The following is a 13,877-nucleotide window of genomic DNA, read 5'->3' on the forward strand; positions in this document are numbered from 1 at the left end:
TCTGCAAAATCGGCAGCTCTCATCGCGAGTAATCGCGTTGACTCACTAAGTCGACCGCCATCGTACGCAGGCTGTCAATGTCAGCCAAAACAATTTTGATATTCGAATATTCCTTGTTTGCTGTTCCCCGCACCGCGCCTGCTGCGCAAGGCCTGGCAAGAAAAGCAAGGTGGCACTCGTCTCCAAGCCGCCGGCATGGCCTTCAGATTGACGAGGGGGACGTTGACGAAAACTTCAATGATGACCTGCGTCGGTCATGTATAGAGGGCTCCTGACGACGACCGTTCTCGATCCGTTCGTCCAGAGAATTGAACTCAATCAATCCTAAGGCGGTTCAAACCAGCGGTATCTTTTTTCAGATAGCAATGCAACGCGGTCGGGCGGAAGCAATTAGTTGTCCCTCAAAAGCCCTTGACACAAGAGGCAACGCCATTCTTTCAGGAGACCATGAATTCTCTTCTCATCGGCGAGGTCGCGCTTTTGCGTTCCGCTGCCGTGAAGTCCCGTGCAATTCACCTTAGCGGAGCAGCCGCGGATCACCGGACGTGTCTCAACCGGGCAACTGATGATCGCCAAGCTCGGCAGCACGGGCGTGACGATCTCAATGCGTAGGGAGCGCACCGCAGGCTGCTTCGCTCGCTACACTGAGCCAACCTGGATTGATTTTATCATCATTGCTTGGCCATCTGGGCATCAGCAGCGCCGGTGGGGTTGAGCTCGGTGCCAAACTTCGCGCGGCCGGAGCTCGCATCGGCACGATGATCGGACGCGATCGCGACATAGACCGCCGGCAGCACGAAGAGCGTGAACAGCGTACCCACGGACATGCCCGCGACGAGCACGAGTCCGATCGAGAAGCGACTCGCCGCGCCAGCTCCCGTTGCGGTCATCAAGGGTATGAAGCCCGCGACCATCGCCGCAGTTGTCATCAAGATTGGACGCAGTCGGACGCGCGCCGCCATCTCAATAGCCGAGCGACGGTCAAGTCTCTCCCTGAGCTGCAGCTCATTGGCGAACTCAACCATTAGGATGCCGTGCTTGGAAATCAACCCGACCAGTGTCAACAGTCCCACCTGGGTGTAGATGTTCATCGTCGCCCAGCCAAAGAATGGCGGAATCAAGGCGCCGACGATTGCCATCGGCACGCTGATTAGGATGATGAGGGGATCGCGCAGACTTTCGAACTGTGCCGCAAGCACCAAGAATATGATTATGAGTGCAAATGCAAAGGCAATGGCCAGTTGGTTGCCCTCGTGCACATATTGGCGCGCCTCGGCGAGGAAATCGTGGCTGAAACCTGCGGGCAGTTTCTTCGCCTCCGCTTCGAGGAAGTCCACAGCCTGACCGATCGTGACGCCGGGCATCGGCACGGCCTGAAAGGTCGCGCAGTTGAGCTGGTTGTAGTGGGTGAGCGCGTTCGGATCGACCGCAGTCTCGATGGAGACTACTGTCGACAGCGGGAGCATCGACCCCGCCGCAGTTTTCACATAATAGCTCCCGATTGCTTGCGGCACCAAGCGTTCCTCGCGTGGCACCTGCGGGATCACCTGATAGGAGCGGCCCTGCAAATTGAAGCGGTTGACGTAGTTTCCGCCAAGTAAGGTGGCGAGCGCGTTTCCGATGGTCTGCATGGTGATGCCAAGCTCGTTGGCCTTGGATCGATCAACCTTGATTCGTACCACCGGCTGGTTGAATTCGAGGTCGGAGTCGCTCACCACGAACAGACCGCTCTTCCGCGCGGCTTCCTTCAGCTTCGACATCTGCTCGTAGACGGATTGGAAGTCGAGCGTCGAATTGATCACCATCTGCACTGGTAAGCCATCCGAACCGCCCGGAAGTGGCGGCAAGCTAAAGGCAAACGCGTTGATGCCTTCGATTTTGGACAGCTCGGCCTGGACAAGGGACTTTAGCACGATCGATGATCGCTTGCGCTCGTCCCATGACTTGAGCAACATGCCGGCCATGCCACTCTGCTGGCCGCCAACGCCATTGAGCACAAAACTTAAATCAGTCTCTGGAAATTTCTGCAACGCGTGTTCGAGCTTGGTGCCGTAATAGTCGAGGTAGTCGATATTGGCGTATTTCGGCGCCTTGGTTACAGCGAATACGATACCTTGATCCTCCTCAGGTGCGAGCTCCTTGGAAGTATTCATATAGAGAAAGGCGACGAGGCCCAGCATGGTCAGCGCAAACAGGCCGGTAATCGGACGATAGTCGAGCGAGCGGTCAAGCTTGCCACCGTACCATCGTGTCATGGTGCTGAACCCGCGGTTCACAATGCTTGCAAACCGCCCCCCCTCAGCGCGCCTGAGAAAGACCGAGCACATCATCGGCGACAGCGTCAAAGCGATCACGCCCGACACGATCACCGCTCCCGCTAGCGTAAATGCGAACTCGCGGAACAGCGCACCAGTGAGGCCACCGAGAAACCCAATTGGGGCATATACGGCGGCTAAGGTAATCGTCATGGAGACAACGGGGCCGACGATCTCGCGCGCGCCCCTTATAGCAGCCTGTAGAGGCGGCGCACCGTCTTCTAAATGGCGATGAATGTTCTCCACCACAACGATCGCGTCATCAACCACGAGACCGATTGCGAGAACCATTGCAAGAAAAGTTAGGAGATTGAATGAAAACCCCAGCGCCAGCATCATGCTGCAGACACCAACGAGCGAGAACGGAATAGTGACCACAGGAATGATGACAGACCGCAGCGAGGCCAGGAACAGGAAGATTACCACCACCACGATCACGATGGCCTCGATGAGCGTCTTCTCCACTTCATCGAGCGACGATTGAATGAATTTGGTGGAGTCATAGGCCACTTTCATCTTCAGTGACGGCGGCAGATTGCGCTCCATTTCTGGAAACAGCGCCCGAACGCCTCGCGCTATGTTTAGCGGATTGCCTTGCGGGCTTGCTCGAACGCCGACAAAGACCGCGTGCTCGCCGTTCATCGCGACGCTAGTGTCTGTAGTCTGCGCGGCAAGCTCGACTACCGCAATGTCCTCCATGCGCACAAAGCCACCGTCATTGGATTTGACGATCATGCGCTTGAAGTCATCCACACTCCGCAGATCCGTGTTTGCAGTGACATCGGAGATAGTGAAATGACCCTTGGTCTGGCCCGCCGCGGCCTGGAAGTTGTTAGCGGCGATTGCAGCCGAAACTTCAGCCGGCGACACGCCGTGCCCTGCCATTTTCGCGCTATCGAGCCATAGCCGCATCGCAAAACTCTGGCCGCCCAGGATGTCTGCCGCTGCGACGCCGTCGACGGTTGACATAACAGGTTGCACAACGCGCGAGAGGTAGTCGGAGATCGCGCTGGCCGCCAGTTCCTCGCTGGAAAAGGCGATATACATGACAGCGGTGGCCTGACCGGTCGACTTACTGACGACCGGATCGTTTGATTCCTTCGGGATTAGGTATTTGACTGAGTTGACCTTCGAGAGCACCTCGGTGAGCGCTTCGTTGGGATCGAAATTGAGCTTGATGTAGACTTGGATCGTGGAGGTACCGAGCACCGATGAGGAACTAATGTAGTCGACGCCCTCGGCGGAAGCGACTGCCTGCTCTAGCGGAGTGGTGATGAACCCCTGGATCATGTCGGCAGAGGCCCCAGGATAGGAAGTCGTGATATTGACGACCGTATTAGATAGCTTGGGATATTGCCGGATCGGCAGGACGGCGGCCGCGCGAAAGCCGATCAGTAAGATCAGGCAACTGACGATGATAGACAATACCGGACGTTTGATGAAAAGCTCGGTAAATGCCATCTCGATTCGCATTTCAAAAGGGGGAGGCAAATTCGCCGCAACTCGTAAAGCGGCAATGATGACCAATGCGGGGGCTGTGCTAGAGCCCCCGTATGAGGGACGTGCTGTTCGCTACTCTAAGGGCTCGCGAGCGCGGACGCCTTATCCTTCGCTTCCATCTTCGTCGCTCGAGTGAATGCTATTCCGTTGCTCTGATATGGCAGATCGCGATCTCGATGGTGGGCACTTTGTATCAAGCCCCTGTCTTCTTGCGTGCTATCGGCCAAAGGTCCGACACCTGATCAAGCGCTCATAGCAATGCATCAGTTCAGGTTGCACTGACTCGCAGACCGAATGATCCAGGTTCGACATCGAAAGTACAAGCGATCTGACGCCTGCTCAACTCTACAAAGGTAAATGGGTGATATAGCTTGAGATGAAAAGCACTATACCAACGTTTGTCGAATTGGTTCGCTGATCGCCATTGCGCAAGTCGTGATGTTGCAGGACACAAAGTTCTCGGCCCCACGATATTCCGTGTGGAGCCATCGGCATAGCGCAGCGCCAGATCCCGTCGCGGATTGCAGGTGACGGCGAACTCGGATGGTGTGTTTTCCATCCGAGCTGCGAGGGGTCGCGTATCGTTGTGGTCGGCCCGCCAATGTCCGAGTTCGACCCTGGCCTGGGCCAGCGAAGTGAACAGGGTCGCGTTCAAAAATTCCTCTTTGCTCCCAAGTGGCTCAAATTCTCAAGGGCTACCAAGTTTTATCTTCGAGAAGTAAAGAAGGGCACCTACCAAAATCGGTTGGTCCCGTCCTCATCGGCGACTCTCTAAGCTGGGTCTTTGCCTTGAAGAAATTGGAGACACCAGCATGTCCAGACACGTGCGCCTTGCATGAACAAGAATGATAGGCCAAACACACATTAGAGACGCAAGGATGTTGGCGGAGTAAATCCAGACTGAGCGCGATAGAAGCAGTCCGTTGGAAAGATTATCCGAGACCTCAAAAACGCGACAGGAAGTACCGAAGAATGGGGGAGGTCATCTCCTTGGCGGAGACAATTGCATCAAGACAACAGCGGACGGAATTCAGCCAGGCAATGCGCCCTTTTCTTCCTGGGTGTTGCTGGTGATTTCGGAAGCAGTGCGGACGCGACTCGGCGTCGCTTGGTTGCGCTGGAGCAGACGCTGTCCCTACCCCGCCCGCACTGCCAGTTGAACTTAGCAGAACTTGACCCAGCGCTTGTCCCGCACGCATACACAGGGGCAGCGCTGTCCCTCCAACCCAGCTAGTTGCTCCAAACTCAGCTTCAACCGGTGGCAAGAAGCTGATCGAGAGCTTATCAGCTCGCAAAAAGAGCAAAATCGAGAGAACGAGAAGTAATTCGTGAGTTGGAAGCGGTGCGAACGCGGCTCGGCGCCTTTCGGTGGGGGGCATCATTAGGCACTATTTTGCCGCAGTGCAATGAGCTTAACGGAAGCGTGACTCGGCACACGGTGGTCCTTCAGCTCATGCGCTGTCTCTGCCACGCCCCGTTAAACCCAACGAATCTTTTATCGAGGCTAGCTTACCGAAAGCTGACAGAGCTGCGCAGCAATTTGCAAAACGAAAGGCCCAGGATTGGCCATTCGAACCCGAATACGTCGCGCCGCTTATTCGACACCAGGAAAACGGGATCGAACATCAGCAGACCAAGATCAGGCGTCCTTGGACCAATGGTCAGGTCGAGCGCATGAACCGCACGATCAAGTAAGCGACCGTCCAACGCTACCATTACGATCTACACGATCAGCTCGAAGCTCACCTACGCGCGGCGGCTGAAGACCGGCTTCACACCCTACGAATACATCTGCAAAAGCTGGACGTCCCAGCCAGAGCGATTCAAACTCAACCTGCTCCAGCAAATGCCGGGACTAAAGACCTAGAGCTCTGGCGAGGCCCGGAGTTTCCACTCAGGTATGCGCTAGATGGAGAGGGTGCGCACCTTCCCAGCGGTATCAATTCCGCACAAGCAAAGCCATTGGCTCCTCTCTTTTTCTTCGCCTGGGCATCCGATTGCACGACGAGCTCACAGGGCCCGTTGCACTTAGTTTTCATCCGAGCAGGATGCTCGAAATGATCAGCTCCCCCAACGTCTTGTCCACTGGCCCCAGCGCAGGTGCGTGCACCTGGTTGAGCTGCGCGATGGCTTAAAGGTTCGATCGTGCGGGATGTCAATCGCAACTTTTCGTTGCATACGAATCCAGACAAGGCGATCTTACGTCTCGCGCGAGTACTTGCGCGTGTGGCCGCGAGGGAAGATCATGAAAGACAGCTCACCGATGGAAGCGATAAGGAAAAGGGCGACGATCTATGCTCGATTCTCAACCGATCTACAGAACGAGAGATCGATTGAGGATCAGCTTTCACTTTGTCAGAGCTATGCCGAGCGCGAATGCTTGACTGTTATCAGTACCCATGAAGATCGGGCTCGTTCAGGTGGGTCTGTCATGGGCCGCGAAGGCCTTTTGCGGATGTTGGACCAAGCGCGGGAGAAATCCTTTGACGTGGTGATCGTCGAAGCGCTCGATCGCCTCTCTCGCGACATGGAAGATCTCGCTGGCATTCATAAGCGGCTGTCATTTCTCGGGATCGAGATCCGGGCGGTTCACGAAGGCGTCGTTAACACGGTGCTGGTCGGCCTTCGCGGCCTGGTCGGGCAACTCTATCGCGAGGACAACGCTCACAAAGTGCGTCGTGGCCAAGCAGGGCGGGTCAAGCAAGGTTTGGCGGGAGGTGGCCTGACATACGGATACGCCGCTGTCGCGGGAAAAAGCGGCGAACGGGTCGTCCTCGAGGCCGAGGCACAAGTGATCCGGCGCATCTTTCAGGAATACGTGGACGGTCGAACGCCTCGCGAGATCGCACACGATCTCAACAAGGAAAGGGTATCACCTCCGCGAGGGCGCGCATGGAATGCTTCAACTATCAATGGCAACGTTGAGCGCGGCGCCGGAATTCTGCAGAACGAGCTTTATGTAGGACGCCTCATCTGGAATAAGGTCAGGATGGTGAAAGATCCCGACTCGGGAAAGCGCCTGTCACGACCTAATCCGAAGAGTGACTGGCAGGTTGCTGAAGTGCCGCATCTTGCGATTGTCAATCCAGAACTATTCACTGCTGCCCAGCAACGCAAAGGGGAGCGCAGCCACGGCCACCCCAGCCATCAACGTCGGGCCCGTCGGATGCTATCTGGCTTACTCCGTTGCGGTTCATGCGGCTCGGGTATGGCAACGAATGGGCGCGACAAATCGGGGCGCGTGCGTATTCGCTGCTCGGCATCGACAGAGAGCGGCACATGTCCTGATGGCAAGACTTTCTATTTGGACACAGTCGAGCGTGCGGTTCTCAGTGGGTTAAAGGCCGAATTGCGCGCGCCGAAGGTTATTTCGGAATACGTACGCACGTATCTCGAGGAGCGGAAGCGCCTCACGGCTTCATCCAATGCAAAACGGCACCGCCTAGAGCAGCAGCTTGGGGAACTAAACCGGGAAATCGAACGACTGGTGGATGCGATCGCAAAAGGACATGGCGATCCATCCGTTCTCGGGCCGCGATCGACGGCCTTAGATGCCCAACGAAGGCGGATATCTGAGGAGTTGCAGAGTGAACCGCTCGCCCCGAAGGAAGTCGCGCTGCATCCGGCCATCCTCAAACGATACGAGGAGCAGCTCGGCCGGCTTGAAGAAGCGCTAGCAAAAGGTGTTAGTGCGGGCGACGGAGAGGCCGCCGAAGCCATCAGAGACCTGGTCGACACAGTCACTGTGTTCCGCGATAAAGCCCGGCCCGGTGGTGTAGCCGTGGAGATAGCAGGCCGGCTAAATGCCCTGCTTGGGGAAAAGGCCTATCCCAACCAAGTCAAAGGAGTGTGGGGAAAGGTGGTAGCGGGGGAGGGACTCGAACCCCCGACCCCAGGATTATGATTCCCGTGCTCTAACCAGCTGAGCTACCCCGCCACAGGGATCGCGGCGGCGAATAAGGCCGATCTCGCGAACGCGCGGCATATAAGGAAGGGGGCGGCGGGCTGTCAAGCAAAGTAGCCGGCGAGGCCGGCTGATTTAGCGATCGAATTCGCTTGTTTCAGGCTTCAGACTCGCGCTGAGTCCCCTCACCCGAAATCTGTGCAGGATTTCGGCCTCTCCCCGCGCGCGGGGAGAGGCAAAGGACGAGACCCCTATTTCGGTCTCACATTGGGGTCGCCACCGGGGCTGCCGGGGGGCGGGATCACCGGGGTATTGGCGCCGGTGTCGGGGGCCGGGGCGTGCATCTCGGGGTCGATGCCGGAGGGCGGGCAAAGCACGCCCTCCGATTTGGCCAGCTTGTCTCCGAGCGGTTCCCGGGACTGGCCGGTGGTGGTGCCGTCGGACTGGCGATTCGGACGGTCCTGCGGGGTGCAACCCGTCGCATGTTGCGGGGATGGCGGCGCGGTCTGTTGCTGCGGCGTCGCCGGGGCGGGCGGGGCCTGCGCGATCGCAGCGCCTGAAGCGGCGATCAGGAGGCCGACCAGAATGATGTTTGATGTCGTGCGCATGAGAGAAAAACGCGCGCGGTGGGCGGGCTGTTCCGCTCCCAGAACATTACGATTTGCGGTAGCGGATCAGCGAGAAGTGGCCCATCGGCGGCATGGGGCGGCGCTCGGTGAGGGTGATGCCGCCGTGCTTGGCGGCCCAGCCCTCGAGGCGGGCCCACGGGAATTCCGGGCGCCAGCCGAGGCGGCGGGCAATGGGGGCAAAGGCGAGCTCGAACAATTTTCGAGGGCCGTCTTCGGCGCCGATGTGGTTGACGAGGATCAGCTCGCCGCCGCGCTTGAGCACGCGCACGAACTCGTCGAGCGTGCCTTCGGGATCGGGCACGGCGGTGATGACATATTGCGCGACCACCGCGTCGAAGGCGTTGTCGGGGAAGGCGAGGTTCTTCGCATCCATCACCGAGAGCACTTCGACATTGGAGAGGCGCAGCGCGCGCACGCGCGCCTGCGCCTTGCGCAGCATCGGCTCGGAGATGTCGACGCCGCAGATCTTCGTGGTGCGCGCGTAGTCCGATAGCGACAGCCCGGTGCCGACGCCGACGTCGAGGATGCGGCCGCCGATGCGGTCGGCTTCCGCAATGGTCGACTGCCGGCCGGCGTCGAACACCTTGCCGAACACGAGATCATAGACCGGTGCCCAGCGGCCATAGGCCCTCTCGACCCCGGCCCGCGAGATGTCTGCTGCCATGCCCCCTGCCCTTCTTTACCTCTCCCGGAGGGAGAGGTCGGATCGCATCGACGATGCGATCCGGGTGAGGGGTTGCGGTCTGAATGACAGCTGCGGCCCCTCACCCGGATTGCACGGGACGATGCTTCGCATCGCCAGGCGCAATCCGACCTCTCCCCGTCGGGGAGAGGTAAACCCAGCCCAATCAGTTGCGCTAGATTTCGTCATCCCTCAGCCGCGGACTGCTTCCACCAGTGGCCTCGCTGCATCGTTCGTGACCTTCGCCGCGGCGCTCTGGATAAAGCCGCCGCCGAGCACGCGGGCCTGGCCGCCAGGTGCGTCGTAGAACACGCAGGCCTGTCCCGGCGAGACGCCTTCCTCGCCGGCAACGAGCTCGACCTCGTAATGGCCATTGCCGCCGCGCAGCCACGCTGCCTGGGGGCTGCGGGTCGAGCGCACGCGTACGAACATTTCGAGGCCGCCGCCGATGGCGCGGTCGATGTCGCCGCCGCCGATCCAATTGACGTCGCGCAAGCTGATGCGGTGCATCTTCAGCGCATCGCGCGGGCCGACGACGACGCGGCGGTGCGCTGCATCCAGCCGCACCACGAACAACGGCGAGCCGGAGGCGATGCCAAGGCCGCGGCGCTGGCCGACGGTGAAATTGGCGATGCCGTGATGCTGACCGAGCACGCGTCCATCGAGATCGACGATGTCGCCGGGATCCATCGCATTCGGGCGCAGGCGCGTGATGATGTCGGTGTAACGGCCCGTCGGCACGAAGCAGATGTCCTGGCTGTCGTGCTTGTCGGCGACCGCGAGCCCAAAGCGTCGCGCGAGCTCGCGCGTCTCGGGCTTGGTCATGTCGCCGAGCGGAAAACGCAGGAAGTCGAGCTGCTCCTGCGTGGTCGCGAACAGGAAATAGCTCTGGTCGCGGTCGCTGTCTGCCGCGCAAACCAGCGCGCGCGAGCCGTCGCGCTGACGGCGCGAGGCGACGTAATGGCCGGTGGCGAGCGCCTGGGCGCCAAGCTCGCGCGCGGTCTTCAGGAGGTCGCGGAATTTGACGCTGCGGTTGCACTCGATGCAGGGCACCGGCGTCTCGCCAAGAGCATAGGAGTCGGCGAAATTGTCGATGACGGACTCGCGGAAGCGGTCCTCGTAATCGAGCACGTAATGGGGAATGCCGAGCTTGGCGGCGACGTCACGGGCGTCGTGGATGTCCTGGCCGGCGCAGCAGGCGCCCTTGCGGTGGGTAGCCGCGCCATGGTCGTAAAGCTGCAGCGTTATGCCGACGACGTCGTAGCCCTCAGCCTTCAGCAGCGCAGCCGTCGTCGAGGAATCGACACCGCCCGACATGGCGACGACGACTCTTGTGTCCTCGGGACGGCCTTCGAGATCCAGACTATTGAGCATGGGCCCTAAAGCGTTGTGACGGCGGCGTAGCGCGATCCGCGATTGCTGTGCCTTCTCGCGGGACATCGGCAATCCCCCGGAACTTTAGTTCCCGAAGAGCACGACTGCCCAAGTCGAAAGCGGTTGAGAGTAACCTCTTTAATATAGGCGGCATTCCGGTGAAGCAATCACGCGGGCAGCCGGCTTTGGGCAATTCTTGCCGAGGCGGCAGAAATGGCGGGGCCGCAGAGCGCTGCCCGGCTGCCGCCGCAAATCGTCAAAATGTTGATTTTGCTAGATAAACTGACGCGAAGAGACGCTGGCCCGCTCCTTGCTACCACTTGTCCGAAGTTGCTTCCAAGGGGTTGCCTGTGGTTGGTCGTACGTCAGATGTCGTGGCAAGCGCGCAAGTCCAAAACGCGCAGCAAAAACCTGCCCGCTCACAGGCGCCGAAGGACGCGTCCGCGACAGACTCCTTCGGCTCGCTGGTCGACAGCAACACCCAGGCGATCAGCAACAATGCGCAGGCGCAGGACAGCGCGCCGCGCCGGAGCGATTCCGCGTCATCCTCGACTGCATCCGACCGGAGTTCACGCGACACCTCGTCCACGGACCAGCCTGCGCAGAGCAAGGCGAGCGACGATACCGATACGCCCGCGCCGGCGAAGAATGACAAGAGCGATGCGACCAGCGATCCGGCCAAGGACGCGGGCAAGGACGCCGGCAAGATCAAGAACAAGTCCGAGACATCGGACGCCAAACCGGCGGACAAATCCGACGAGAAGGCCGACAAGACCGAGGGCACCGACGCCCTCACCGCCGCGGCCGATGCGGCTGCCGCCGTGGCGGCCGATGCGGCGCAGACTGCCCTGCCCGATCCCAGCGTCGTCGTTGCCGCGCCGGTCGTCCCAGTCGATCCGAATGCGGCTGCGAGCCAGGCCGGCGATGCCGCCGCCTCACCGTTGACGATCGCCGCGGCAGGTCTAGCCGCCAGTGCCTCCACTGCGGCGCAGATCGCCGGCACCAAGACCGATACCGCCACCGCCGGCGACAAGAGCGCCAAGGCTGCAGGTGCCAAGGCTGCAGGTACCAAGACTGCAGGCGCCGAGGTCGATGCCGGCACCACGACGGCGCTCGGCGAGATCGCGACCGGCACGAGCGAGGCCGCCGCGACCGATGCCAAGGCCAATGGCGGGCTGATCGCCGTCGTCAGCCAGGGCACGCCAAAAACCTCGTTCAAGGCCGCCGCCACCGCGCAGGCTCAGACCGACGTCTCGAATATCGGCCAGGACGCCGGCAAGGCGAACGCCGCGACGACGCAGGCTCCGGCAACAGCGACCGTGACCGCCTCGCATGCCCAAGGCGTCAAGCCACAGGCAGATGGCGGAGCGACCGACGCGAAGGCAGGTCCCGCCGATCCGACACAAGGCGCGCCGGCCGCGCCCGCGCATGCGGGCACGCAAGCCGCTGCCGCCCCGACGGACACCAGCGCACAAGCCGCTTCCGCCGTACAGGCGCCGCTGACCAACACGACCTCGGCTGCCACGGCATCGACCGCGACGCTCACCGCGACCGCGGCGACCCACACCGCCGTGCCGATCAGCGGCGTGCCGATCGAGATCGCAGCCGCCATTCGCGCCGGCAAATCCCGGTTTGATATCAGCCTCGACCCGGCCGAGCTCGGCCGCATCGACGTGCGCATCAATGTCGACCGCAACGGCCAGGTTACCTCGCACCTCACCGTGGAGAAGCCGGAGACGCTGCAAATGCTGCGTCAGGATGCGCCGCAATTGCAGCGCGCGCTCGACGATGCCGGCTTCAAGACCGGCAACAACGGGCTGTCCTTCAGTCTGCGCGACCAGAATTCATCGGGACAGCAGTCCGGCCAAAACAACGACAATGGCAATGCCCGCCGGCTGATCATCAGCGAGGACGACAGCGTTCCCGCGGCGCCCGTCGGGCGCGGCTATGGCCGCATGCTCGGATCGAGCGGCGGCGTCGACATCAGAGTGTGAGGAGTATTCGACAATGACCACCACGAATGCCGCCACCGCCCCGACGCCCGTCTCCGGGACGACCGACATCCCGAAATCCTCGTCGAGTTCGTCGATGAGCTCGACCACGGGGTCGACGCTCGCCGGCAATTTCCAGACCTTCCTGACGCTGCTGACGACGCAGCTGCAGAACCAGAACCCGCTCGATCCGCTCGACACCAACCAGTTCACCCAACAGCTGGTGCAGTTCGCCGGCGTCGAGCAGCAACTCAAGACCAACGATTCGCTGTCGCAGCTCGTCACCCTGCAGCAGACCACGCAGGCGACCCAGGCGCTGGGCTTCGTCGGCAAGACCGCCCTGGTCGACGGCTCGACCGCGACGATGAAGAACTCGTCGGCGACCTGGCATCTCAACGTGCCCACCGACTCCACTGTCGAGATCACCATCGCCAATTCCAGCGGCCAGACCGTGTTCACCGGCAAATACACTGCCGCCGCCGGCACCGACATCCCCTTCACCTGGAACGGCATGGGCAATGACGGCACGCAATGGCCCGACGGCAAGTACACGATCTCGGCCACGGGCAAGGACATTGCGAACGACAATGTCGGCATCGCCGCGCAGGTGCAGGGCGTGGTGTCGTCGGTCGACCTGACCCAGTCGCCGCCGCTGCTCACCATCGACGGCGCCAGCTACACGCTGAGCCAGGTCAAGAGCATCATCGCGAGCAGCAATTGAGGCTCGTAACACCTCTCCCCGACGGGGAGAGGTCGGATTGCGCAGCAGTCCGGGTGAGGAGCCGCAGCGTCCGGTGAGAGCGTAACCCCTCACCCGGATCGCATCTTCGGATGCGATCCGACCTCTCCCTCCGGCCCTCCGGGAGAGGTGGATCAGAGTTCCGGGCTCGCGCCGAGCCCGCAAAAGCCGTTCGGCGTTAGTAAAGTATTTACCTTCTGCATTGCCCGGCCGGCCTTTCAGCGCGCCGGGCCGGCCGCGTTCCCGCAAGTTTCAACGAGAATTGTATTGAAGCCTTAGGCTTAGCGGATTTTTAAGCCGCGAGGCGTAGGGTTACGGCGTGAGTTCAGTGGTTGAGAGTTTGTGAGTACGCCATGACAGAACCCCATCGCCCGAGGGTAAAATACGTCATCGGGCCGGACGGCAGTCCGTTGACGATCGCGGATCTGCCTGCACCCGGCACCAAACGCTGGGTCATCCGCCGCAAGGCCGAAGTCGTCGCCGCTGTCCGTGGCGGACTTCTCTCCCTCGAGGAGGCCTGCAGCCGTTATACCCTGACGGTCGACGAATTCCTCTCCTGGCAGTTTTCCATCGACCAGCACGGTCTGGCGGGTCTTCGCACCACCCGCATCCAGCAATATCGCCAGTAAGCGATCCGGAAATCTGCGGCTTTCGACGAAAATCGGCCTCGCCCTGCGAGGCCGATTTTTTTCATGAGGCAGTTTTGTCCGACCTCTTAATCTTCGTTAACCATATGGAAACCA

8 protein-coding genes, 1 tRNA gene and 2 pseudogenes are annotated in these 13,877 nt (G+C 60.6%); 5 read left to right on the forward strand and 6 right to left on the reverse strand.

Annotated elements, in window-relative coordinates; translation table 11 throughout:
- Nucleotides 1-671: 671 nt before the first annotated feature.
- Both BRAD3257_RS34550 and BRAD3257_RS41605 read right to left on the reverse strand, forming a co-directional pair.
- On the reverse strand, nt 672-3,776 hold the full coding sequence (locus tag BRAD3257_RS34550; RefSeq protein ID WP_122406919.1) for an efflux RND transporter permease subunit: 3,105 nt from the start codon (nt 3,774-3,776) through the stop codon (nt 672-674).
- A 517-nt stretch (nt 3,777-4,293) separates the two neighbouring features.
- Nucleotides 4,294-4,482 (reverse strand): annotated as a pseudogene (locus BRAD3257_RS41605) (integrase core domain-containing protein); the annotation flags it as partial.
- A gap of 941 nt (nt 4,483-5,423) precedes the next feature.
- Here BRAD3257_RS41605 and BRAD3257_RS34560 point away from each other — a divergent pair.
- Nucleotides 5,424-5,682, forward strand: a pseudogene (locus BRAD3257_RS34560) (integrase core domain-containing protein); the annotation flags it as partial.
- Nucleotides 5,683-6,078: 396 nt separating this feature from the next.
- Nucleotides 6,079-7,719, forward strand: a complete 1,641-nt coding sequence (locus BRAD3257_RS34565) for a recombinase family protein (protein WP_122406920.1) — start codon at nt 6,079-6,081, stop codon at nt 7,717-7,719.
- On the opposite strand, the gene BRAD3257_RS34570 is transcribed toward BRAD3257_RS34565, so the two are convergent.
- The 4 genes from BRAD3257_RS34570 to mnmA form a co-directional block, all read right to left on the reverse strand.
- Nucleotides 7,676-7,752: transfer RNA gene (locus BRAD3257_RS34570), tRNA-Met, on the reverse strand. The genes BRAD3257_RS34565 and BRAD3257_RS34570 overlap by 44 nt on opposite strands.
- 218 nt (nt 7,753-7,970) lie before the next feature.
- Nucleotides 7,971-8,327, reverse strand: a complete 357-nt coding sequence (locus BRAD3257_RS34575) for a hypothetical protein (protein ID WP_122405536.1) — start codon at nt 8,325-8,327, stop codon at nt 7,971-7,973.
- A gap of 46 nt (nt 8,328-8,373) precedes the next feature.
- Entirely contained in the window at nt 8,374-9,012 is a 639-nt protein-coding gene (locus tag BRAD3257_RS34580; RefSeq protein WP_122405537.1) for a class I SAM-dependent methyltransferase, read from the reverse strand.
- A 210-nt stretch (nt 9,013-9,222) separates the two neighbouring features.
- Nucleotides 9,223-10,404, reverse strand: coding sequence for a tRNA 2-thiouridine(34) synthase MnmA (mnmA, locus tag BRAD3257_RS34585; protein ID WP_122405538.1), 1,182 nt, complete (start codon nt 10,402-10,404; stop codon nt 9,223-9,225).
- A 350-nt stretch (nt 10,405-10,754) separates the two neighbouring features.
- On the opposite strand from mnmA, the gene BRAD3257_RS34590 reads away from it, so the two are divergent.
- From BRAD3257_RS34590 to sciP, 3 genes are all read left to right on the forward strand, one after another.
- Nucleotides 10,755-12,398 carry a flagellar hook-length control protein FliK gene (locus BRAD3257_RS34590; protein ID WP_122405539.1) on the forward strand — a complete coding sequence of 548 codons (1,644 nt, stop codon included), beginning with the start codon at nt 10,755-10,757 and terminating at the stop codon, nt 12,396-12,398.
- A 13-nt stretch (nt 12,399-12,411) separates the two neighbouring features.
- Nucleotides 12,412-13,116, forward strand: coding sequence for a flagellar hook assembly protein FlgD (locus tag BRAD3257_RS34595; protein ID WP_122405540.1), 705 nt, complete (start codon nt 12,412-12,414; stop codon nt 13,114-13,116).
- Nucleotides 13,117-13,487: 371 nt separating this feature from the next.
- Nucleotides 13,488-13,763: a CtrA inhibitor SciP gene (gene sciP / locus BRAD3257_RS34600; protein WP_002714638.1), complete on the forward strand. Its 276-nt coding sequence runs from the start codon at nt 13,488-13,490 to the stop codon at nt 13,761-13,763.
- Nucleotides 13,764-13,877: the final 114 nt, after the last annotated feature.

The sequence above is a fragment of the Bradyrhizobium vignae genome (assembly GCF_900324035.1).
GTDB classification, from domain to species: domain Bacteria; phylum Pseudomonadota; class Alphaproteobacteria; order Rhizobiales; family Xanthobacteraceae; genus Bradyrhizobium; species Bradyrhizobium vignae.

Excerpts from the sequence above, each read along its gene's own strand:
- BRAD3257_RS34550 (WP_122406919.1), bottom strand. The coding sequence starts at position 3,776 with ATGGCATTTACCGAGCTTTTCATCAAACGTCCGGTATTGTCTATCATC.
- BRAD3257_RS34565 (WP_122406920.1), top strand. The coding sequence starts at position 6,079 with ATGGAAGCGATAAGGAAAAGGGCGACGATCTATGCTCGATTCTCAACC.
- BRAD3257_RS34575 (WP_122405536.1), bottom strand. The coding sequence starts at position 8,327 with ATGCGCACGACATCAAACATCATTCTGGTCGGCCTCCTGATCGCCGCT.
- BRAD3257_RS34580 (WP_122405537.1), bottom strand. The coding sequence starts at position 9,012 with ATGGCAGCAGACATCTCGCGGGCCGGGGTCGAGAGGGCCTATGGCCGC.
- mnmA (WP_122405538.1), bottom strand. The coding sequence starts at position 10,404 with ATGCTCAATAGTCTGGATCTCGAAGGCCGTCCCGAGGACACAAGAGTC.
- BRAD3257_RS34595 (WP_122405540.1), top strand. The coding sequence starts at position 12,412 with ATGACCACCACGAATGCCGCCACCGCCCCGACGCCCGTCTCCGGGACG.
- sciP (WP_002714638.1), top strand. The coding sequence starts at position 13,488 with ATGACAGAACCCCATCGCCCGAGGGTAAAATACGTCATCGGGCCGGAC.